The following is a 21,135-nucleotide window of genomic DNA, read 5'->3' on the forward strand; positions in this document are numbered from 1 at the left end:
GAGATTGATTATTTTCTTCGAATAAATAGTTTTTTTGTGTGTTAAGAAGTATTTCTGTTGAATCTTGATTGAACAACAGGCGAAAAACGGGACGTTGTTTCTAAATCATCACGATGGAATGTACCATTTTAGATGAGCTTGCTATGTCTTAACACTTCTTATGGGACTAAAAATAGGGTTGTGAATGTTACTTTTTTAAGAAAAGGCATCCTGTCGTAAAAAAATATAAGTTGTAACAATTTAATTTTAAAACGGTTATAATTTAACTGTATTTTTTTTGTAAAATTTTCATCAAAAAACTTGTTTCAAAGCCAACTTATTATTTATATTTGCACCATAGTAATGCGAAAGTAGCTCAGTTGGTAGAGCTCCAGCCTTCCAAGCTGGTTGTCGCGAGTTCGAGCCTCGTCTTTCGCTCTTCAAAGCCGAAACTTAATTGTTTCGGCTTTTTTTATTGGTACAATAGCCCTGTTTTTATACATTTCGAAGAGGGTTGAAAATAGTACTGGATCATTCTTAATTTCGCAAAATAAAGGTTTTTAATTTTTTTTAAATAAAACTTGCGTTGGTTCGAATTAGTTTGTATATTTGCACCCTGTTAATGCGAAAGTAGCTCAGTTGGTAGAGCTCCAGCCTTCCAAGCTGGTTGTCGCGAGTTCGAGCCTCGTCTTTCGCTCTTTAAAGCCGAAACTTAATTGTTTCGGCTTTTTTATTTGACATAACTGATGTCAGTTCCGGTTTGAAGTTCTTCAGCGGTCTTATTTTGTTTGAAAAGTTTGGCTGACAGTTCTCCTTTTACTATTATTTTAACTCCATCTACTTTTAGCCAACTTCCTTCTCGCAATCCTAAAACAGGAATGTTGTTGTAGGCATGAAATTCTTTTATTCTGGTGTCGCGTGTTTCGCCCATATGTTTAGATTGTAAGTCTGCGTCTAAAAAATGTGCGTTAATGTCAAAAGGAATTAGTCCTAAGGTTTTAAAACTTGGCGGATAAACAATAGGCATGTCATTAGTAGTTTGCATACTTAGCCCGCAAATAACGCTTCCCGCGCTGGTCCCTAGATAAGGAGTTCCTTTTTTTACGGTTTCTGCAAGAGCGATCATGATGTTGTTTTTGTACAATTGAGATACCAATACAAAAGTATTTCCTCCGCCTGTAAAAATCCCTTCTGCGCTTTCGACGGCTGATGCGGCATCATCATATTCATGAATTCCTTTTATCGCTATATTTATTTTGGCGAAAGCCGAAGCAGCCTTTGCGGTGTATTCTTCATGCGAAATGCCACTGGGTCTTGCGTATGGGATAAAGAGTACCGTTTTACAATCGCCAAAGTGGATTTTTAATTCGGGTAATAGGTATTCTAAATAGTCACTTCCGTGCAGTGTAGATGTGCTTGCAATGATAATGTTTTTCATTTTTTGTGTTGTTTTATTCCGGCTAAAGGTATAAAATCGGGTTTCTTATTTTTGTATTTTTCGTTTTTTATTAACTTTTTTTTACCAAGTCCTTAGTAATTAATTTGGAACGGATTAAGATACTTTTACTGCTTAACAATAGTTGGGTGATATAAATAATTATTATGGTAAGGTTGAGGTTTCTTTTTTTACTAGTTTTTACGACTGCTGCTGTGGCACAAGGATCTGTTTCTCCTGAATTAAAGGGGATGGTAAATGGGGATGGATTTAACGTCGACGGAATTTATATTATTAATCTAGCCACTGAAAAAGCAGCAATTACAGATGGAGAAGGGTATTTTGTGATACCTGGGTTAGCTGGGGATACATTGTTGTTTTCGTCGGTGCAGTATAAAAGCAGACGAATTGTATTAATGGAAGAGGATTTTGCAAAAGGACTTTTTTTTGTAAAAATGACGCCAATAATGAATCAGTTAAATGAAGTGGTAATTCGGCGATATGATAACATCAATGCAGTTTCACTAGGTATTATTCCGGAAAACCAAATATCCTATACGCCTGCGGAACGTAAATATGCAACTGCAAGTTCCGGTAAAACGAATCCGATGGGATTTGATCCATTGATTAATTTTCTGAGCGGCAGAACGGCGATGCTAAAAAAAGAAATGAAGGTGGAGAAGAAGGAGTTTTTTATAAAGGAGCTAGAATCTATGTTTGACAGGAGTCATTTTGTAGATAAGCTGAAGATTCCAGCAGACTACGTTAAAGGGTTTGAATATTATGCTGTAGATAACGATAGATTCACCGTAATTTTAGAATCAAAAAACAAAGTAATCACTGAATTCTTATTAGGGGAATTAGCTGTAAAATATAATGAAATCATTGCCTGTGAAAACGAATAATACTTTTATCTTCTTTCTGATTTTACTTGTTCAAGTTGTTTCAGGGCAAGGTGTGGATTCTAAAAGAATTCATGGAAAAATTAGTTTTGTTTCAATTGCTGTAGAAGGTGTGAATATTTTAAACTTAACGACAGAGCGGTCGACAGCTTCTGATAAAGAAGGATTGTTTTTTCTTTTTGTAAAAGAAGGGGATATTTTAGTTTTTTCTGCTGTAAATCTCGTAACTTTACGTAGACGAGTTAGTAAACTAGATTTGTCCGCTGAGATTGTTCAATTTCAAATGATTGTTGAAAGTATTGACTTAAAAGAGGTTGTCGTTGATAAAAATACTCAGATAAGCGCAGAGAATTTAGGGATTATCCCTTTTGGACAAAAAAAATACACTGCTGCCGAAAGAAAGTTTTATACTGCGACCTCTGGTGGAGGTATCGACGGACTTTTGAATGCGATTTCAGGACGAAAAGCCATGCTTAAAAAAGAAGTTGCAGTGGAATATAAAGAACAAATGTTAGTCAAGTTAGACTACCTTTTTTTAGCTGAATATTATACGGAAACATTAAATATCCCTGAAGAGTACATCCGGGGATTTCAATATTATTGTGTTGAGGATAGCGATTTAGTTGCGTCTTTGAATTCAAGGAATAAAACATTATCTCAATTCCTAATTATTACTTTAGCCAAGAAATACAATAAAATTATATCAAATGAAAACTAAAATTGGAATCTTATTATTCTCTTTGTTTTGCCAGTTTTGCTTTGGGCAGAATGAATCTAGAAAAACATTGAAAGGTCAGGTTAGAAATGATTTGGCGCCAGTCGAAAATGTAATTGTTTTTGATGCTAATTCAAAAACGGGTGCCGTTGTCAATCAATACGGTTTTTTTACTGTTATGGCTAAAGTGAATGACACACTGGTTTTTTCGAGTTTGACATTTAAATCAAAAAAAATTGTGCTTTCTGAAAAAGATTTCATTACCCCTCAATTTGTTGTAACACTTGAAGTGTTTACAAATGAATTGAAGGAAGTGTTAATCGCAGCCAAAAAAGAACTTAATCCAGTTGCCGGAGGCTCTCAAAAATATGTCGATTTGATGTATTTTGGTGATGACAAGTCTGCGCTAAAAAATACAGCGATGCCGCGAGATGGAAGTATTGAGTACGGGACGGACTTTGTTAGAATATACAAAGATGTTGTAAAAATACTGCGAAGAAACAATCCTGAAAAAATCGACTTTTACAAAGATACAAGCTTCTCAGAGCTTGTTTTGAAAAAAGTTAATTATTCTTTTTTTGCTAATACGTTGAATTTAAAAGATGATGAGATTAAACTCTTTCTTGTTTTTTGTGAGAACGACCCTAAATCAAGAATGTTAATGCAACCCAGTGAAGAATTTCAACTTATGGATTTTCTAATCACAAAAAATAAAGAATATAAAAAAATCACCACTTTTTAGGTAAATGTAGAGGATATACTTTTTTATGTGTACTTCCAAATCTGATTTTGCTTTTAGTAAGGGGAATTCATTTCAACTTATTGATTTTCTTGCTACAGTAAACTAGGAGTACAAAAGAATTGCTATTTTTGTAAAATGAAAAAAACAATATTATATCTCTTTTTCGGAATCTTCTTCCTGAGCTTAACTTCTTTTGGATTTCATAAATTTTATGTAGCGGTGTATCAAATTAATTATGCGCCTGAAAAGGAAATGTTACAAATTACCTCCAGAATTTTTGTAGACGACTTGAATAAAGCCCTGGAAAAAAAGTACAAGAAGAAGCTTTATATCGGTACAGACAAAGAATCTCCTGAAGATTTGGTTTTGCTCAAAAAGTATTTATCTGAATACTTTACAGTAAAAGTCAACGGGCAATCTAGGCCTGTTAATTTCTTAAGTAAAGAATTAGAAGGGGATGTTCTTATTTGTTATTCAAGTATAAAAGACATTCCTAAATTAAAATCACTAGAAGTGTATAACGCTATTTTAGTTGATTGGGATTCAGAGCAGCAAAACATTGCTCACTTCACTGTTTTAGGGACGAAACAGAGTTTTCTTTTCACCGCTTCTTCAACTAAACGAATGTTAAAATTCTGATTAAATAACCGTTATTTGGTAAAAAACAGTATTTTCACGCACTTAAATAATTCGAATTCTATCCATGAAAAAAATCACATTATTTTTTATTCTTCCGGCAATGTTATTTGCTCAAGAAAAAGCAACAACGGTAACTCCAAAGCAATCAGGTAAGTACGATACGAATAAGTTCAGTCAGATGTACGATTTATTAGCCACGCCTAATATGTTTCGTAATGCTGCAGGTGCTCCCGGTCCAGCTTATTACCAACAACAAGCAGATTATAAAATAGACATTGAGTTAGATGATAAAAACGCTAAATTAAGTGGTTCTGAAACGGTTACTTATTATAACAATTCGCCAGATAATCTAGATTATTTATGGGTTCAATTGGATCAAAATCAAGCGGCTAAAGATTCTGAATCTCCTCTAGCTGAAAGCGAGAGAATTACACAAACTTTTCCAGCTTCTGGTTTTGCTGATAAATTTTTAAAGAAAGATTTAGATCGTGGGTTTAATATTGAGTACGTTAAAGATGTCAAAGGAGCTCTAATGACTTATACTATCAATCATACGATGATGAGGATAGATTTGGCTTCTCCATTGAAACCGGGTACTTCAATTTCATTTTCAGTTAAATGGTGGTATAATATCAATGATTACCAAAAAGAAGGGGGTCGTTCTGGATATGAACTATTCGAAAAAGAAGGAAACAAGATTTATGTAATTGCACAATTCTATCCTAGAATGGCAGTTTACAATGATGTTGAAGGTTGGCAAAATATGCAATTCTGGGGAAGTGGTGAATTCGCTGTGCCTTTTGGAAATTTTGACGTTAACATAACTGTTCCTGCAGATCACGTTATGGAGGCAACAGGAGAATTGATGAACAGAAGCGAAGTGTTTACACCAGCTCAAGTAAAAAGATATGAGTTAGCTCAAAAAACATTCGATAAACCTGTAGTAATTGTTACGCAGGCGGAAGCTGAAGCAGCTGAAAAAGGGTTTTCTGACAAGAAAAAAACCTGGAAGTTCAGCGCTAAAAACGTTAGAGATTTTGGTATAGCAACTTCAAGAAAATTTATTCTTGATGCGATGGCTGTACAATTAAGTAATTCAACTACGATGGCTGTTTCAATTTATCCTAAAGAAGCAAATCCGCTTTGGGGAGAAACGTCAACAGTAACAGTAGCGCACACATTAAAAAGCTATTCTTCACATACTTTTGATTACCCTTATCCGAAAGCAGTTTCAGTTTCTGCAGAAGATCAAGGAATGGAATATCCAATGATTTGTTGGAATTTTGGTCGTCCTGATGAAAATGGAGTGACAAGCGAGCAAATTAAAAATGGGATGATGGGTGTTGTGATTCACGAAGTAGGGCACAACTTTTTTCCAATGATCGTGAATTCAGACGAGCGTCAATGGACATGGATGGATGAAGGATTAAACTCTTTTATGGAGTTCATGGCAGAGCAGGAATTAGGAACTAACTTTCCTTCAAGACGTGGTCCTGCAAAAAATATTGTACCGTATATGAGTGGGGATCAAAATTTCTTGGAACCTATAATGTCAAATTCAGAAACTATCATACAGTTTGGAAACAATGCATACGGAAAACCTGCGACAGGATTGAATATTCTAAGAGAAACGATAATGGGTAGAGAATTGTTTGATTATGCTTTTAAAGTATATGCAAACCGTTGGAAATTCAAGCATCCTACTCCAGAAGACTTCTTTAGAACAATGGAAGACGCTTCTGCTGTTGATCTGGACTGGTTCTTTAGAGGGTGGTTTTACTCCACTGACTTTGTAGATATTGGTATTAAAGAAGTAAAACAATATTATGTTTCTGAAACGGCTACAAAAGAATTAAAAGACGCCAAGGTAAGAAAAGGTCGTTTTGGTTTGGATAAAGGACCATTTGTTTATTTAGTTGCAGAGAACAATGCAGAGTTAAAACCAAATCAAAAGAAAGCGCTGAAAATTGAGGATGTAAAATTGCTTTCGGATTATGTAAGTACACTTACAGCTGAAGAAAAAGGAAGTCTTAAATCTCCAAAATACTTTTATGAAGTAGAGTTCAATAAACCAGGCGGAATGATTATGCCTATACTAGTTGAAATCACATATGAGGATGGTACAATTGAAAACTTCAAATATCCAGCTCAAATTTGGAGAAAGAATAACGAGAGTGCTAAAAAGGTGTATGCTACTGAGAAAGCAATCAAGAAAATTCAAATTGACCCTAAATTAGAAACAGCAGATATTGATGTGACTAATAATACTTGGCCAAAAGGAGAAGTAAAAAGTAAATTTGACTAAGTAATAAGCTTAAAAAAAAGACTCAATTTTGAGTCTTTTTTTTTATGAAAAATTTAAAAGTCGGGGATTCTAAATTTGGTATCTTTGCAGCAATTAAAATTAATAGTTATGTTTGGTATAGGAGGAGGAGAGTTAGTTTTTATACTGTTTATTGTGCTAATGCTTTTTGGTTCAGATAAAGTACCAGAAATGGCTCGAACTATGGGTAAGGCTATGGCGCAATTAAAACATGCGACTAACGACATAAAAAGTGAAATTCAAAAAGGGGTTGAGGCTAATGGTCTTGATGCAAAATCCTTGTCAGATATGACGGGTAACTTTAATACCCAGATTGATAAAGTTAAGAATGACCTTATGGGTGATTCCATTACTCAGGCTACTAAAGTTAAGGAAGATATAGAAGAGATTACTGGACCTGTAAAACGAAGTAAATAATGCTCGATAAAATTCTGTCTCTGGATACTGAATTACTCATCTACTTGAATAGTTTAGGTTCAGAAAGGTATGATGGTCTTTGGCTAATAATTACCCAACAACTCTATTGGACTCCTTTTTTTCTCGTGCTTTTATACTTTATTTATAATAAATTAGGAGCAAAACAAACGCTCTATTTTATTTTAGCTATCGCCGTTTTAATTGCATTCACGGACCAAGTAACTAACTTGTTTAAAAATGGATTTCAAAGACTGCGTCCCTGCAGTAACCCTGAAATTAATACCATAATACGAGTAGTTCAAAGTCGTACTTCCTTTAGTTTTTTCTCAGGTCACGCTGCAAATAGTATGGCAGTTGCCACATTTATTTATAGTGTTATATACCGTCATTACAAATATGGCTACTTACTGTTTTTATGGCCACTAGTTTTCGCTTATAGTAGGATTTACTTGGGCTTGCATTATCCGATAGATATTATTTGTGGATATTTATTCGGGATATTTTCAGGGTATTCAGTCTTTAAAATATATCAAGTAGTCCAAAAAAGATATTTTCCGCTTTAATTTTCGGGAGCAATTCCAGCTGTTCATTTCAATCTTAGGGATGAAAATGGTTTTTTCAATAACAATAAAGGAGCTTCCGTTGGTCGCTCTTTTTTGTTTAGAAAAAATTCATTTTTATCCCTAAGGATTTTTATTTCCATCGGGGCTAAAAATAAAAATTACAATTACAATACTCGACTTACCGTCAATCCATCACGAATAGGCAACAAAACAGTTTCAACCCTTGGGTCATTTTTTAATAATACATTGTATTCTACCAGTATTTTTGTGCTCAGATCATTTGGATGAATTGGTTCTAGAACCTTTCCGCTCCATAAAACATTGTCCGAAAGGATAATCCCTCCTTTATTCATTTTTGGCAAAATGATATTGAAATAATTAATGTAGTTTTCCTTATCAGCGTCAATAAAAACCAAATCAAATTTCACATCCAATGTAGGTATAATGTCCACTGCTTCACCTAGATGCTGAACTATTTGTTTTCCCCAAGGCGACTTGTCAAAATGCTTTCTTTGGAAATCAATTAGTTCTTCTTTGATGTCAATGGTATGTAGTGTGCCGTTTTCTTGCATTCCCTCGCACAAACACAAAGCAGAATAGCCCGTATACGTTCCGATTTCGAGAATATTCACTGGGCGAATCAATTTAGCTAGCATGCTCAAAACGCGTCCCTGAAAATGCCCGCTTAACATGCGAGGCAATAAAATTTTTTGGTAGGTTTCTTTATTTAAAGCGGCTAATAATTCAGGCTCTTTTTCAGAGTGTTGCTCAATATAATCTTCTAAGTCTTGGGAAATGAAGTGCATTTGTACTGGTTTTTTCAATTTGGTGTAAAGTTATTAAATTATCAAAACAACAAATCAAGAAATAGTCATTAAATTTGCAGCATGCAAATTGAGAAAAAAGACATTCGAGCCGTATCTAAAGAATTATTACGTGAATTTTTTGTTACCCATGGGGACAAAGCTTTTCGCGGGAATCAAGTATACGAATGGTTGTGGAGCAAGGGGGCTCACAGTTTTGAGGATATGACTAATATTTCTAAGGAAACACGAGCCATGTTAGAAAGTAACTTTGTTATCAATCACATTAAAGTGGATACAATTCAACGTTCTGACGACGGAACCATAAAAAATGCAGTTCGTTTGCATGATGGTTTAGTAGTAGAGTCTGTTTTGATTCCTACTAATACCAGAACAACAGCCTGTGTTTCTAGCCAGGTGGGTTGTAGTTTAGATTGTAATTTTTGTGCTACAGCACGATTAAAAAGAATGAGAAATTTAGAGCCAGGTGAGATTTACGATCAGGTATTGGCGATAGATAAAGAGAGTCGTTTGTATTACAATCACCCTTTGTCAAATATTGTTTTTATGGGAATGGGAGAACCGCTCATGAACTATAATAATATGATGAAAGCAATCGAAATGATCACTTCGTCAGAAGGTTTAGGGATGTCTCCTAAACGAATTATGGTTTCCACCTCAGGAGTGCCTAAAATGATTAAAAAATTAGCAGATGACGATGTGAAAGTCAAGTTAGCAGTATCACTGCATTCTGCAATTGATGAGATCCGTTCTAAAATTATGCCTTTCAGTAAAAATTTCCCTTTGGCTGATTTACGCGAATCATTGGAATATTGGTACAGAAAAACCAAAAGCAAAATTTCCTATGAATATGTGGTTTGGAAGGATATTAATGATAATAAAGAGTCCATTGATGCCTTAGTTAAATTTTGTAAATACGTTCCTTGCAAAGTGAACTTGATAGAGTATAACCCTATTGATGACGGCGAATTTCAGCAAGCTTCAGAGGAAGCGACAAATGCTTATATTAAAGCATTAGAAGCAAGCGGAATTGTGGTAAAAGTGCGCAGAAGTAGAGGAAAAGATATTGACGCTGCCTGCGGACAACTAGCGAATAAACAAGCTTAGTTTTATCAAATATAGTCTGGGAATCGAAATAAAAAAGGGTTTGACTGATCAGTCAAACCCTTTTTTTTGATAAGTGTTTTTTTTATTGCACTACTCCTATAATCTCTTTTGCAATTGGGTGCTCCGCTTCAAAGGTATATCCCATAATTTTTGCCATTGTTTGTGCAAATTGATTTTGGTACAATTGAGATTCTGTTTTCATTTCTCCTTTAGCTTCAATTTTTGGTCCCATAGCTGCAAACCATATTTCATCAGATCCTTGAAACTTATTACCATGACTCGTCCATTCTGCTTTTACTTTATCACCACGACCATGATCAGTAGTGAAAACTAAAGCCGTTTTGTCTTTGTATTGTGGGTCATTTTGAACAAAATTCCAAATTTCTCTTATCCACGCATCCACTTGATGTGCCGCATCTAGATAGGAACGGTAAAAACCAGCATGCGCCCATTCGTCTGTTTCTCCATAAGAAATATAGAGGACACGTGGTTTAGTTGTTTTTAATTCTTCCAATGCACCATAATGTGTGTAAACATCTAGGCATTCTTCTTCGTGGAAAGGTTTAAAGGAATCGGCTAGCATGGCATTAATTAGTTTTTGTTTCTCTGTGGGATTTTTACCACCTACATTGTCAAATGCTGAGATTACAGGAAAACCAGCTCGTTTTTCATTCAAAATATTATCAAAAGCATCCCAAGCGCCAAAAGCGGCTATTTTTCCTTTTATTTTTGTTTGCTTGTTTAAATATTCTAAAATAGTAACATTAGGATTTACAGGATAGTGATTAGAATTGATTAATGTATCGGCATAACCAGTCATTATTTCGTTGTACCCAGGATAGCTAAACCAGTATGGATTGGCATTATTAACCTTGTTTCCAAGGCTTCTATTGCCATAAATTTGTCCTTTTTTTGCTAATACAGACCACATAAAAGGCATTAGTTTTTCCCTGCGTTCATTAATGTTTTCAGCCCAGTATTTTTTATAGATATAGCTGCTGTCATTTTGATTAAACTTTTTATCTCTAGCCAATGTTTCATCCATTCCCTTGAAGGCCTCTTGCCATCTAAAACCATCGGTTGTAATGATAATTATGTTTTCAGCTTGTTGTGCTTTTGTAACAATAGCACTAAAAAGAATCAAAATTAAAAATATTTTTTTCATGTTTGTTGTTTTTAAAATTAAAAATTATCCCACCATACTTTTGCGTTAATATCATCGCCACCCATTTTTTGTAAAGCGGCACTATTGTTTTCGGCATTTACAGACTGTTCTAAGCTAGGATACATAATGCGTCTTGGAACTTTGCCATTATTTTTTGCTCCAGGACCCGCTTTAATAAAACTAGGTTTTCCAGTTCTCTTCCAGTCAAACCATGATTCTACTCCAGTATGATATAAAGCTAACCATTTTTGAGTATATAAAACTTCAGTAGTAGCGTTATAAGGAGCAGTAGTAGTCAAGTAATCTGTAGGAATAAGCACATTCCATTGTTTAAAAGAAGCTTCTACCGCAGTATTGTAATACGCTTGAGCAGATCCCGTTGTAATAAGATTGCGCTGGCTTGCTTCTGCTAACAAGAAATTCAGCTCGCTATACGTCATGAATATTGCCGTTATTTTTGTTTTGGTATAGAAATAATCTTCGGCTCTTCTTGAATATTTTTTTGGCTCACCTATTTGGTCTAAAGTAAGTCCTGGCTCAAGTCCTAAATGATTTGTAGTTCCTACAATTGGATCAATCCACTCTTCAAGTCTTGGGTCATTATTTGCAAACAATGTGTTTACCAAATTAGTAGATGGAATAACAATATTGTACCCATACAATCTATTTATACCATCACTCATTGGAGAAATATTAGGATAACTTCCTGAATAAAAATAAGTAGCATTATCAGCATTAGATGCAAATACAGGATATTGAGCAGGTTTAGAAATGATTTCGTTTAGTTTAGTACTCACGTTTACTTTATTAGAAATGCGCATCAAAAGTCTTAAATGAAGTGAATTGGCAAATTTTTTCCATTTCAACATGTCTCCACCAAATAATAAGTCGCCTTCAACCTTTGTTTTGGTATCAATGATAGCATTTGCCTGATCTAAATTTAAGAGCAGCTGTGTGTAAATTGCTTCTTGCGAATCGTATTTTGGTTTCAAAATTCCTTCTTCTCCTTTTGATGCTTCAAGATAAGGCGCATAACCATAAGAATCAGTAATAATGCTCATAGTATACGTTTCAAGAATAAGACTTATAGCCTCGTAGTTCTTATCATTTAATGCGATTGCTTGTTTTTTAATGTCATAAATATCATTAAGCCATTTGTACATTCCCCAAAAACGATTGTCAGCGCCCCAGTTGTAAACGTCTAGTTCGTTGTACTCGTAGTTACCGCCATATTGAGCAAGAATGTCACCAAAGTTGAATGAATTTGTAACGTTAGTGTTTGCTAAGTTAAAAATAACGTTAGGTAGTAACTGCTTAGGTTGTGAGGTAGTAGGTTGATTTTTATTAGTGTTTATTTCTTCAAAACCATCAGTACAAGAAATACTGACGCTTAATAATAATGTAAATAATATGATTTTTTTCATGATAATTTTTTTAGAATGAAGCATTTAATTTGATTCCGTAGTTTCTGGATGAAGGCAGTTGCAATACTTCAAATCCAGGTAGTAATGTACCGCCGCTTATTGCTTGAGTTTCTGGATCAATGTTAGGGACTTTCGTCCAAAGCGCTAAATTATTCCCTACTAGACCAATGCTTACATTTTGCATTTTTACGGCTTTAGTCCATTTTTCAGAAAATCTATAATTCAAACTCACTTCTCTTAATTTGACATAAGACGCATCAAATGAATTAGCCTCTATGTTGTCTCTACGAAACGCATTAGAGTAATACCAGTTTTCAGCGCTTATTGAAGTAGTATTAGGACTGTAAGATCCGTCGGTATTTTGTACAACACCTTCGCCTATTATTCCTGTTTCTCTGCCTGGTAATGAAACGGCAAGTATGCCACTTTCCATTCCTATAGCATTTGTCATTGAATAGATTTTTCCGCCATGTCTTAAGTCAAACAGCGCATTTAGACTGATGTTTTTATATCTTAAATTAGTAGCAAGTCCTAACATCCAATCTGGATTATAGTTTCCTATTTTTTTTATTTTAGTATCTAATATTGGTGATCCTGTATTGTCATACACAATTTGGTTGTCTGGACTTCTTAAATAACCACGACCATATAAATCTCCCATTCGTTCTCCTACACGAGCTTCAATAGTACCTCCATTGGGGCCTTGGGCGATAATATAATTATCAATTCCTGGAGTTAGTTCTTTTACAGTACCTCGGTTTTGAGTAAAATTGGCGTTAAGCGACCATTCAAAATTTTTGGTTCTAACTGGAGTAAGTCCTAAACCGATTTCGATTCCTTTGTTTTGAATTTTACCTGCATTAATCACATTAGAATTAAAACCTGCAGCCTGAGAAATATCTAAACCTACAATTTGGTTTTTAGAGTTGGTGATATAGTAACTTGCATCTAATGTTATTCTCTTTTTAAAAAATTGTGCTTCAATTCCCGCTTCGTATGAGGTGGCAATTTCAGGTTTTAGATTACTGTTTAAAATAGTATTAGGATTAGTTAATGTTCCTGGCAAAGAGCCGTTATCATAAGTTTTTACTAATCGATACGGATCAGTATCATTCCCTACAGAGGCAGCATTTACTCTTAATTTTAAGAAGTCAATATTCTCATTCATTTCAAATAATGATGTTGGAATAAAACTTAATGAAGCAGAAGGATAAAAATAAGAGTTGTTGTCTGCAGGTAGGGTTGATGACCAGTCATTTCTAGCTGTTAAGTCTAAATACAAGTAATCTTTATATCCTATATTTACCAAACTATACATACTATTGATGCGCTTTTTGTAAATGTTTCGAGATTGTATAGGCATCACATTGATATTTTGCAAATTGTAAATGCTGGGAATACTAATTCCTTGTCCTTCAATTTTACTTTCAGACGTGTATTGATTCATGCTATTTGCTCCGTAAGAAATTTTAAAGGAGAAATCGCCAAAAGTATGATCATAAGAAAGCAACATATCAGCATTGTATTCTGTAAATGCAATGGTTTGCTCGCGGTACATTCCTTGTGTGTATCGTGACGATCCAATAGGTCTGCGTGACCATCTAAAATCATTTGAATTATCCATACCTATTCTCGCCATGAATGAGAAATCATTGCTGATTTCATAAGTAGAGGAAATGTTTCCAAAAATGCGCCCTTTTTTAAAGGCATTGATGTTTTCATAAGCAATCTTGAATGGATTGTCTCCCCAGCCAAACATGCTATTTTGTTTTACATCTTTTACAATCCAATAATCTTTCAGCCAGTCTAAGTCAACATTGGTATGGTTCCAAAGTAAATTATACATGATACCTTGGCTTCCGTAGCCAGTAACCGGAGTATTGTCACTGGAACTTTTAGTATATGTAGCTACAGTAGCCAGTTTCCACTTATTTGAAATGTTATAATTAAGATTCAAACTGATGTTTTCTCTTTTTAAATTAGAGTTAGGAACAATGTCTTCGCTGGTTGTTTTTCCGTAACTCAATCTGAAATTCGTTTTTTCATCAGAACCAGAAACAGAAACTGAATTTGAAATAGAACTTCCTTTTCTAAAAAAATCATTTAGGTTGTATCTAAATTCAAAGGGTAATACTTGCCCTTGTCCTACAGAATATCCTGGACTTCCGTTTTGTAATAATGAAATGCCAGAGTCAAAACGAGGGCCTAAATTTGTATCTGCACCTGCATCGTAAATTTGTTTAGAACCAGCGCCATACACACCTTGAATTTCAGGTAATCTTAATGCTTCGCTTGTCATAAAAGAAGAGGAAATTGAAACCCCTAAACCTTTGCTTTTCTTGCCTGATTTAGTTGTAATTACAATAACACCGTTAGCAGCGCGAGAACCATATAAAGCAGATGCTGCTGCCCCTTTTAGTACATTTACACTTTCAATATTTTCTTGATTAATTTCTGACGCACCATTTCCATAATCTGTAGGTAAATCAGCTTGACTTGTTGAAGAGCCTCCCACGCCATAGACGTTATTGTTAATAGGAATTCCATCTACAATAAATAAGGGACCATTGTTATTAATGTTTAATGATTTGTCCCCGCGAATCGTAATTCTTGACGAACTCGCGATTCCATTACCAGAGCCAGAAATTTGCACCCCTGATATTTTACCTGTTAGATTTGAAACAAAATTAGCTGAGTTCACTTTATTAATATCATCTGATTTTAACTCTTGTGACGCATATCCTAACGCACGTTTATCTCTTTTAATTCCAAGAGCAGTTACAACAACTTCTCCTAGAGATACTGAATTGTCATCAAGTACTATATTTTGGTTTTCTTCATTGTTAATTAAAACTTCTTTAGAAGTAAAGCCCATAAATGAGAATACTAATGTTTTTCCTTTTTCAGTTTTAATGTTGTAATTACCATTTCCGTCTGCAATGGTTGCAGTTTTCGTGCCTTTGACTAAAATAGTTGTACCGGTAAGTGGGAAACCTGACGAATCTGTTACTTTTCCTGATATTGATTTTGTTTGTGCATTCACTAAATGCACACAGAATAAAAGTAAAAGAAAGAGTAAATTTTTTCTTGAAATCTTCATTTTTTTGTTGTTTTGTTTTGTTGGGCAAACTTAAAATTCCGATTGTCGGGTTAGATTAAGTTAAGTTTAACAAAGTATTCAGTACAATTAAGAATAGGTTAGCTGTGTAAATTTTCTGATTTGGACGCTTTATAAGATGTCTATTATTTAACACAGATTGTATTAAAATTAATGGTAAGGCTATATATATTTGTTAAAAGGTGTAACTTTGAATTCTAAATGAATGTTACTTCACAAATAAAACAGCCCATCTTTAAAGAAATGGAACTTTTTGAAAAAAAGTTCTATGAATCGATGACTTCGCAAGTGGCGTTGTTGAACAGAATCACATACTATATAGTGAATCGAAAGGGCAAGCAAATGCGCCCGATGTTTGTTTTTCTAACCGCTAAGATGGTTTCTGCAGGAATAGTTAATGAAAGAACCTATCGTGGTGCATGTGTTATTGAACTAATTCATACCGCAACCTTAGTTCATGATGACGTAGTGGATGACAGTAATCGTCGTAGAGGTTTTTTCTCTATCAATGCGCTTTGGAAAAATAAAATTGCAGTACTTGTTGGCGACTATCTATTATCCAAAGGATTGTTACTTTCTATAGACAACGGTGATTTTGATTTGTTGAAGATAATTTCAATCGCTGTTCGTGAAATGAGCGAAGGCGAATTACTCCAAATAGAAAAAGCGAGAAGGCTTGATATCACAGAAGACATTTATTACGAAATTATTCGAAAAAAAACGGCTACACTTATTGCCGCCTGTTGCGCTCTTGGAGCAAAATCAGTTATTGAGGATGAGATTCAGGTAGAGAATATGAGAAAGTTTGGCGAGCTCATTGGAATGGCTTTTCAAATTAAAGATGATTTGTTTGATTATACAGATGAAGCGATTGGGAAACCAACTGGTATCGATATTAAGGAGCAAAAAATGACGTTGCCATTAATTCATGTTTTAAACACCTGTACTTCTAAAGAAAAATCATGGTTGATCAATTCGATAAAAAACCATAATAAAGACAAAACAAGAGTCAAGGAAGTAATTGCTTTTGTAAAACACAATAACGGTTTGGCTTACGCCGAAAATAAAATGATTGAATTTCAGCAGGAAGCACTTTTATTATTGGATAATTATCCTAATTCAGATTTCAAAGATGCCTTAATCTTGATGGTGAATTATGTAATCGAAAGAAAAAAATAATTAGTTAGTCAGAAAATGAGATAATTGTAAAATTATTTAAAGCGATTTAAATGATTGATAATGTTATTGTTACAGGTGTATGGCCGTCTAATTTTTTTAATTTATATTTTTCCATACAACCTTTTTGCATCCTTTCTCGTCTATGTATATAGAAGCCTATTATTAGTGTTTTAACTGAATACTAAAAACTGTACACTGAACACTAACAATGAAAGTAATCAACTTACATCAAGAAGAAACTGAAATGATTCGGTTGGCCATCGAGAATAATCGAAAGGCACAGCAGTCTATTTATAGTCGGTTTTCTCCTAAAATGTTAGGCATTTGTAGGCAATACATTAAAGATTTACAACAAGCAGAAGATGTCATGATTGCTGCTTTTATGAAAGTTTTTACAAATTTAAAAGCGTTCCAGCATAATGGAAGCTTTGAAGGATGGGTTAGACGAATAATGGTCAATGAATGCATTTCTTATATTAGAGTTCACAAGAAGTTTAAGTTTATCGAAGATGAAATTTATGTTGAAGAAGGTTTTGATGCTGCTGATAGTCAATTTTCAATAGCTGATATTCAACTATTAATTGATAGGCTGCCGGATGGTTATAAAATGGTTTTTAATTTATATGCTATCGAAGGTTTTAAGCATAAGGAAATTGCCACAATGTTGGGAATTAATGAAGGTACGTCAAAATCGCAGTTATCACATGCCAGAAAGATTTTGCAACAGCAGATTAATACAATAAAAAATTACGAGTATGGAACTAAGTAACTTGGAAAGCCAAATAAAACAGAAGCTGGAAAGTAGCACTATTCAGCCTTCGAGCGCAGCCTGGGGAAAACTGGATCTGATGTTAGATGAAGATCAAAACACAAAAAGGAAGAAGAAATTCTCTTGGATTTATATAGCAGCCAGTATATTTGGGTTTTTACTGATTGGGACAGTTTTTAGTTATCTAACAGAAACGAAAAGTATAGAGCAGGGAAATGGAGTAGTTATACATCATAAAGAGAATGAAAAAAGAGGTCTTGATGAGAAAGTGATAGAAGAAGGAGAATTGATGAATACAGCTTCAATCCCTGACGAAAAAGTAGTTGTTGTTTCAGAAAAAAGACTTGATAAAACTATAAAGAAAGAAAGAGTAGTAACTAATCATATTAATAATAAAACGGAGCGTTCAATCATCAATCAAGTCAATACACCACATTGGCAAAACAATCAAAACAAGTCTGCATTAATTGCAGAGAAATCAACACCTACTATGGGAGAAGTGGTTGCTCAAGTTGTAGTAAGTACCGATGTCGTTATGAAAAGTAGTAAGGTAACTGTGGATGCTTCGTATTTATTATCGCAAGTTGATACTGAATTAGAACTTTCTTTCAGGGAGAAAGTAATTAGTAAAGTGAGTAAAAATTACCAAACTGTAAAAGTGGCTTTTGCCAATCGTAATCTAGAATAAATCATCAATCAATTTTAAAATTAAATCATCATGAGAAATTTCACCATTTACTTAGCAATTTTTTTATGCCTTATGGCGAGTAAAATGCTAGGGCAAGAGACCTTTGAAAAGCAAGCGAAAAAAATTGCTTTGAAAATTGAAAATGTTACTAAGGAGCAAAAAGAAGCCTTAAAAGTCGAAGTAGAGGAAGTAAATCTCCAATTAGAAAAGGGAACCATTTCACAAGAACAAGCCAATTTAAAAAAGCAGCAATTGGCGCAAGCAAGAGCAACAATAATTGAAAATAAAGTCGCTATGGCTCAGGAGGAACTAAAAGATTTAGTGCAAGCGCAAGTGGAGGGTAAAATTAGCAATATGGAATCAGATGGAGATCGGTCCGGCGGGACAATGATTATTATAGGAGGTAGCACTGATTCCATTGGAAAAAATAAAACGGAGATTAATGTTACTTCTATGAAGGTTTATAAAGGGCAAAGTGAAAAAGAAGATCGTCAGTCAAAAAGAACGACAACTCAAGTGGTTCTTGCAACAGGTTTAAATAATGTTGTTATAGATGGTACTGCAGCTAAATCAGATTTTAGATATTGGGGTTCTCATTTCTATGAATGGGGATTGACATACAATACAAGGATTTTTAAAAACAACAATTTGTTACATGCCAAATATGGATTTTCGTTAATGTACAATAATTTACGAGTTACTGATAATAGGCGTTTTGTAATAGATGGCAAGCAAACAAATTTGGAGGTAAATCCAATTCGCCAAGAGGACTCTCGTTTTAAGAATGTGAATTTAGTTTTTCCGTTGCATTTAGAATTTGACTTCACCAAGCCGAAATTAAGAGATGGGAAGACTTATTTTAAAACACATGACAGTTTTAGATTCGGTTTAGGAGGATATGTTGGAACAAACCTGAAATCGAAGCAATATATTAAGTATGACATTGACGAATACAAATCGAGAGAAATAACTAAAGGTGATTTTAATGTGGATAGTTTTATATATGGATTAAGCGGTTATGTGGGTTATGGAGCGACTAGTTTGTATTTAAAATATGATTTAAATCCTTTATTCAAAGACAATGCTGTTAAGCAAAATAATGTGTCGTTAGGCGTTCGATTTGATTTTAATTAGGTTTAGTTTGAGTTAGTTAATAAACCCTTTCAGATATTGAATCATGAAAGGGTTTTATTTCTTATAAACAGGTAGCAAAATAGAAATTTTAGTGCCTTCAGTTTCTCTAGATGATAAACTCATAATTCCATTAGATTTCTTTATGATGGATTTAGTGATATATAGCCCTAGTCCTAGTCCTTGTTGTTCTCTTTTATCACGATTAAATTGTACTGTAGCATCAATCAACTTTAGTTCTTCCTCTTTAAAACCAATACCATAATCAAATATATTAATTTGATAGTAATCATCACTAAACACGCTTCCTTCAATAACTACTTTTTTATTTTTTGGAGAGAACTTCAAAGCATTGTCTAATAATTCAAATAAAATAAAATTGAGATTGTCTTTACTAATAGCTAATTCTGAATTAGTTAATTGAGAGACGATTCTGTTTTTTTGTTTTTTATGAGATACCGAAATCCTACTTAAAACATTTTCGAACACATTTTCGATTTCCGAAAATTCATTGTTTAATGTTTCAAATTTGTTGTTTTTCAGACTCTCTAAAAGAGCAATGTTTTTCATCGTCCTATTCAAGCGTTCACTAGATGTTTTAATTCCTTCGTAAAAAGAACTAATATCCTCTTGTTTTAAATTGTAGGAATCGTTCATTAGTATGTCAATTGAACCTAAGATCCCATAGAGAGGAGTGTTGATTTCGTGAGATAGAATTCTGGGGTCACCTGCATATAAAGTATTGGCATTTTTAATTTTTGCGAATCTTATTATTTTCGACTCTACGACTTTTAATAATTCATCTACCTTAAATGGTTTCGTTAAAAAGTCATCAGCTCCCTCGTTAAAAGAATTACGCATCAAGTTATCTTCTGTTTTCGCTGTTAAAAAGATGAAAGGAATAGTACTTAAATATTTGCTGTTTTGCACTATTTTTTGAAAAACCTGCCCGTCCATTACTGGCATCATGATGTCGCATATAATTAAGTCAGGAGACCAAGTATCTAAAATCTCAAGCGCTTCTTCTCCATTGTTAGCTGTTTTAGTCTCATAATTTTTTAGACTGAGTAATTCATTTATTGTTTCTCTTATATTTAGCTCATCATCAATAATCAGTATTTTGTTTTTATTCATTTGGAAAATGTAAGGTGAATTTGGTTTTAATATTTTATTTCTCGTTCAATAAGTTATAATGGTTTGTTTTTTATAAGAATTTCAATTAGGTTAGTTGAATTGCTTTAACTTTTTTTAAAAGTCACTCATTGATATATGTGTTGCATTTTAATTATTTCTAATTCTTACATATAAATGATTCTTAAACCATCATTTTATTTAAATGATCAAAAATGTCTTTTAGTTTTAGAGATAATATTGTATTTAATTTTTTTTTCAAGGTCAATACATGAAGTAAATTTATTTTAATTTGGGGTTTTAACATATATAAGTATCGTTAAGTAAAAAAACTTAACAGTTAATTTAATATTTTTATGGTTATTTTAGCGAAATGATCGATGCAAAAAAAAACATAGTTTTAATTGAAGATAACCTCGCTTTAGGGGAGTCTATTATGGATTTACTGACTTTAAGTAATTTTGATGTGAAATGGCTTAAAAACGGTTATGAAGCGTTGCTATATATGAATGGAAATTTGCCTGACATTATCATAAGTGATTTAATGATGCCTGTTATGGGTGGAGATGAGCTATTTTTAAAAATCAGAAAAAGCAGTAAATTTAATACTATTCCTTTCATAATTATCACTGCTAATATTGATGAAGAAACTAAATTGGAGCAACTTGAGAATGGCATTAATGATTATATTATGAAACCATTCAAAACTCGAGAGCTAATACTTAAAATTAATAATATCTTGCATTTAAAGCATCAAATAGAAGAAGAAAATAAACCTAATCCTTTTTCAAAAGTTATAATAAAATTCATTAATGTCCGATAAAAAATAAAATCGTAATATTTTATTTTTTATCTATTTGATTTTCATTGTTTTAATTTTCATC

Annotated in this window: 19 protein-coding genes and 2 tRNA genes; 15 read left to right on the plus strand and 6 right to left on the minus strand. The window is 33.5% G+C overall.

Going from position 1 to position 21,135, the window contains the following annotated elements:
- Nucleotides 1-344: 344 nt before the first annotated feature.
- Nucleotides 345-417: transfer RNA gene (locus tag AC4PRO_RS02575), tRNA-Gly, on the plus strand.
- Nucleotides 418-603: 186 nt separating this feature from the next.
- Nucleotides 604-676 (plus strand) — tRNA-Gly (locus tag AC4PRO_RS02580).
- 33 nt (nucleotides 677-709) lie between these two features.
- Here AC4PRO_RS02580 and pepE read toward each other — a convergent pair.
- Complete coding sequence (pepE, locus tag AC4PRO_RS02585) at nucleotides 710-1,417, minus strand: dipeptidase PepE (protein ID WP_492116182.1); 708 nt, start codon at nucleotides 1,415-1,417, stop codon at nucleotides 710-712.
- 164 nt (nucleotides 1,418-1,581) lie between these two features.
- Here pepE and AC4PRO_RS02590 point away from each other — a divergent pair, with 164 nt between their 5' ends.
- The 7 genes from AC4PRO_RS02590 (at nucleotide 1,582) to AC4PRO_RS02620 (ending at nucleotide 7,715) form a co-directional block, all read left to right on the plus strand.
- Nucleotides 1,582-2,319, plus strand: coding sequence for a peptidase associated/transthyretin-like domain-containing protein (locus tag AC4PRO_RS02590; protein ID WP_492116183.1), 738 nt, complete (start codon nucleotides 1,582-1,584; stop codon nucleotides 2,317-2,319).
- On the plus strand, nucleotides 2,291-3,034 hold the full coding sequence (locus AC4PRO_RS02595; protein WP_492116184.1) for a peptidase associated/transthyretin-like domain-containing protein: 744 nt from the start codon (nucleotides 2,291-2,293) through the stop codon (nucleotides 3,032-3,034). Before AC4PRO_RS02590 ends, AC4PRO_RS02595 begins: the two co-directional genes overlap by 29 nt.
- A complete protein-coding gene (gene bamP, locus AC4PRO_RS02600; RefSeq protein ID WP_492116185.1) occupies nucleotides 3,024-3,773 on the plus strand; it encodes a BamP family beta-barrel-assembly machinery protein in 750 nt (249 codons plus the stop codon). The genes AC4PRO_RS02595 and bamP overlap by 11 nt, the downstream gene beginning before the upstream one ends.
- Before the next feature lie 135 nt (nucleotides 3,774-3,908).
- The gene (locus AC4PRO_RS02605; RefSeq protein WP_074721586.1) at nucleotides 3,909-4,412 is read left to right on the plus strand and encodes a DUF6702 family protein; all 504 of its coding nucleotides are present in this window, start codon (nucleotides 3,909-3,911) and stop codon (nucleotides 4,410-4,412) included.
- A gap of 64 nt (nucleotides 4,413-4,476) precedes the next feature.
- Entirely contained in the window at nucleotides 4,477-6,717 is a 2,241-nt protein-coding gene (locus AC4PRO_RS02610; protein WP_074721584.1) for a M1 family metallopeptidase, read from the plus strand.
- Nucleotides 6,718-6,825: 108 nt separating this feature from the next.
- The gene (locus tag AC4PRO_RS02615; protein ID WP_074721582.1) at nucleotides 6,826-7,152 is read left to right on the plus strand and encodes a Sec-independent protein translocase subunit TatA/TatB; all 327 of its coding nucleotides are present in this window, start codon (nucleotides 6,826-6,828) and stop codon (nucleotides 7,150-7,152) included.
- Entirely contained in the window at nucleotides 7,152-7,715 is a 564-nt protein-coding gene (locus AC4PRO_RS02620) for a phosphatase PAP2 family protein (protein ID WP_492116186.1), read from the plus strand. Before AC4PRO_RS02615 ends, AC4PRO_RS02620 begins: the two co-directional genes overlap by 1 nt.
- A 164-nt stretch (nucleotides 7,716-7,879) precedes the next feature.
- On the opposite strand, the gene AC4PRO_RS02625 is transcribed toward AC4PRO_RS02620, so the two are convergent.
- Entirely contained in the window at nucleotides 7,880-8,521 is a 642-nt protein-coding gene (locus AC4PRO_RS02625; protein WP_492116187.1) for an O-methyltransferase, read from the minus strand.
- Nucleotides 8,522-8,602: 81 nt separating this feature from the next.
- On the opposite strand from AC4PRO_RS02625, the gene rlmN reads away from it, so the two are divergent.
- Nucleotides 8,603-9,646 (plus strand): dual-specificity RNA methyltransferase RlmN, encoded by a 1,044-nt coding sequence (rlmN, locus tag AC4PRO_RS02630; RefSeq protein ID WP_492116188.1) that lies wholly within the window; start codon nucleotides 8,603-8,605, stop codon nucleotides 9,644-9,646.
- Between the two features lie 82 nt (nucleotides 9,647-9,728).
- On the opposite strand, the gene AC4PRO_RS02635 is transcribed toward rlmN, so the two are convergent.
- From AC4PRO_RS02635 to AC4PRO_RS02645, 3 genes are read right to left on the minus strand one after another with little or no spacing between them, the layout of a single operon-like run.
- Nucleotides 9,729-10,811, minus strand: coding sequence for a phosphoglyceromutase (locus tag AC4PRO_RS02635; RefSeq protein ID WP_492116189.1), 1,083 nt, complete (start codon nucleotides 10,809-10,811; stop codon nucleotides 9,729-9,731).
- Between the two features lie 17 nt (nucleotides 10,812-10,828).
- Entirely contained in the window at nucleotides 10,829-12,235 is a 1,407-nt protein-coding gene (locus AC4PRO_RS02640) for a SusD/RagB family nutrient-binding outer membrane lipoprotein (protein WP_492116190.1), read from the minus strand.
- A 10-nt stretch (nucleotides 12,236-12,245) separates the two neighbouring features.
- Complete coding sequence (locus tag AC4PRO_RS02645) at nucleotides 12,246-15,335, minus strand: SusC/RagA family TonB-linked outer membrane protein (protein WP_492116191.1); 3,090 nt, start codon at nucleotides 15,333-15,335, stop codon at nucleotides 12,246-12,248.
- Nucleotides 15,336-15,554: 219 nt separating this feature from the next.
- On the opposite strand from AC4PRO_RS02645, the gene AC4PRO_RS02650 reads away from it, so the two are divergent.
- The 4 genes from AC4PRO_RS02650 to AC4PRO_RS02665 all read left to right on the plus strand — a co-directional run bounded on the left by AC4PRO_RS02650 (nucleotide 15,555) and on the right by AC4PRO_RS02665 (nucleotide 19,123).
- The gene (locus tag AC4PRO_RS02650; protein WP_492116192.1) at nucleotides 15,555-16,532 is read left to right on the plus strand and encodes a polyprenyl synthetase family protein; all 978 of its coding nucleotides are present in this window, start codon (nucleotides 15,555-15,557) and stop codon (nucleotides 16,530-16,532) included.
- A gap of 208 nt (nucleotides 16,533-16,740) precedes the next feature.
- Entirely contained in the window at nucleotides 16,741-17,301 is a 561-nt protein-coding gene (locus tag AC4PRO_RS02655; RefSeq protein WP_492116193.1) for an RNA polymerase sigma factor, read from the plus strand.
- Complete coding sequence (locus tag AC4PRO_RS02660) at nucleotides 17,288-17,989, plus strand: hypothetical protein (RefSeq protein ID WP_492116194.1); 702 nt, start codon at nucleotides 17,288-17,290, stop codon at nucleotides 17,987-17,989. Before AC4PRO_RS02655 ends, AC4PRO_RS02660 begins: the two co-directional genes overlap by 14 nt.
- A 30-nt stretch (nucleotides 17,990-18,019) precedes the next feature.
- Nucleotides 18,020-19,123, plus strand: coding sequence for a hypothetical protein (locus AC4PRO_RS02665; RefSeq protein WP_492116195.1), 1,104 nt, complete (start codon nucleotides 18,020-18,022; stop codon nucleotides 19,121-19,123).
- A gap of 54 nt (nucleotides 19,124-19,177) precedes the next feature.
- Here AC4PRO_RS02665 and AC4PRO_RS02670 read toward each other — a convergent pair whose 3' ends face one another.
- The gene (locus AC4PRO_RS02670; RefSeq protein WP_492116196.1) at nucleotides 19,178-20,254 is read right to left on the minus strand and encodes a hybrid sensor histidine kinase/response regulator; all 1,077 of its coding nucleotides are present in this window, start codon (nucleotides 20,252-20,254) and stop codon (nucleotides 19,178-19,180) included.
- A gap of 370 nt (nucleotides 20,255-20,624) precedes the next feature.
- On the opposite strand from AC4PRO_RS02670, the gene AC4PRO_RS02675 reads away from it, so the two are divergent.
- Nucleotides 20,625-21,074, plus strand: coding sequence for a response regulator transcription factor (locus AC4PRO_RS02675; protein WP_492116197.1), 450 nt, complete (start codon nucleotides 20,625-20,627; stop codon nucleotides 21,072-21,074).
- The last annotated feature ends 61 nt before the right edge of the window (nucleotides 21,075-21,135 follow it).

The organism is Flavobacterium sp. DW-iso2 (genome assembly GCF_058725285.1).

Bases quoted from the DNA above. Each gene is read 5' to 3' on its own strand.
- AC4PRO_RS02625 (WP_492116187.1), bottom strand. From the start codon at position 8,521: ATGCACTTCATTTCCCAAGACTTAGAAGATTATATTGAGCAACACTCT.
- AC4PRO_RS02620 (WP_492116186.1), top strand. From the start codon at position 7,152: ATGCTCGATAAAATTCTGTCTCTGGATACTGAATTACTCATCTACTTG.
- AC4PRO_RS02590 (WP_492116183.1), top strand. From the start codon at position 1,582: ATGGTAAGGTTGAGGTTTCTTTTTTTACTAGTTTTTACGACTGCTGCT.
- AC4PRO_RS02640 (WP_492116190.1), bottom strand. From the start codon at position 12,235: ATGAAAAAAATCATATTATTTACATTATTATTAAGCGTCAGTATTTCT.
- AC4PRO_RS02675 (WP_492116197.1), top strand. From the start codon at position 20,625: ATGATCGATGCAAAAAAAAACATAGTTTTAATTGAAGATAACCTCGCT.
- AC4PRO_RS02605 (WP_074721586.1), top strand. From the start codon at position 3,909: ATGAAAAAAACAATATTATATCTCTTTTTCGGAATCTTCTTCCTGAGC.
- AC4PRO_RS02650 (WP_492116192.1), top strand. From the start codon at position 15,555: ATGAATGTTACTTCACAAATAAAACAGCCCATCTTTAAAGAAATGGAA.
- AC4PRO_RS02655 (WP_492116193.1), top strand. From the start codon at position 16,741: ATGAAAGTAATCAACTTACATCAAGAAGAAACTGAAATGATTCGGTTG.
- AC4PRO_RS02610 (WP_074721584.1), top strand. From the start codon at position 4,477: ATGAAAAAAATCACATTATTTTTTATTCTTCCGGCAATGTTATTTGCT.
- pepE (WP_492116182.1), bottom strand. From the start codon at position 1,417: ATGAAAAACATTATCATTGCAAGCACATCTACACTGCACGGAAGTGAC.
- AC4PRO_RS02665 (WP_492116195.1), top strand. From the start codon at position 18,020: ATGAGAAATTTCACCATTTACTTAGCAATTTTTTTATGCCTTATGGCG.
- AC4PRO_RS02595 (WP_492116184.1), top strand. From the start codon at position 2,291: ATGAAATCATTGCCTGTGAAAACGAATAATACTTTTATCTTCTTTCTG.
- AC4PRO_RS02615 (WP_074721582.1), top strand. From the start codon at position 6,826: ATGTTTGGTATAGGAGGAGGAGAGTTAGTTTTTATACTGTTTATTGTG.
- AC4PRO_RS02660 (WP_492116194.1), top strand. From the start codon at position 17,288: ATGGAACTAAGTAACTTGGAAAGCCAAATAAAACAGAAGCTGGAAAGT.
- rlmN (WP_492116188.1), top strand. From the start codon at position 8,603: ATGCAAATTGAGAAAAAAGACATTCGAGCCGTATCTAAAGAATTATTA.
- bamP (WP_492116185.1), top strand. From the start codon at position 3,024: ATGAAAACTAAAATTGGAATCTTATTATTCTCTTTGTTTTGCCAGTTT.
- AC4PRO_RS02645 (WP_492116191.1), bottom strand. From the start codon at position 15,335: ATGAAGATTTCAAGAAAAAATTTACTCTTTCTTTTACTTTTATTCTGT.
- AC4PRO_RS02670 (WP_492116196.1), bottom strand. From the start codon at position 20,254: ATGAATAAAAACAAAATACTGATTATTGATGATGAGCTAAATATAAGA.
- AC4PRO_RS02635 (WP_492116189.1), bottom strand. From the start codon at position 10,811: ATGAAAAAAATATTTTTAATTTTGATTCTTTTTAGTGCTATTGTTACA.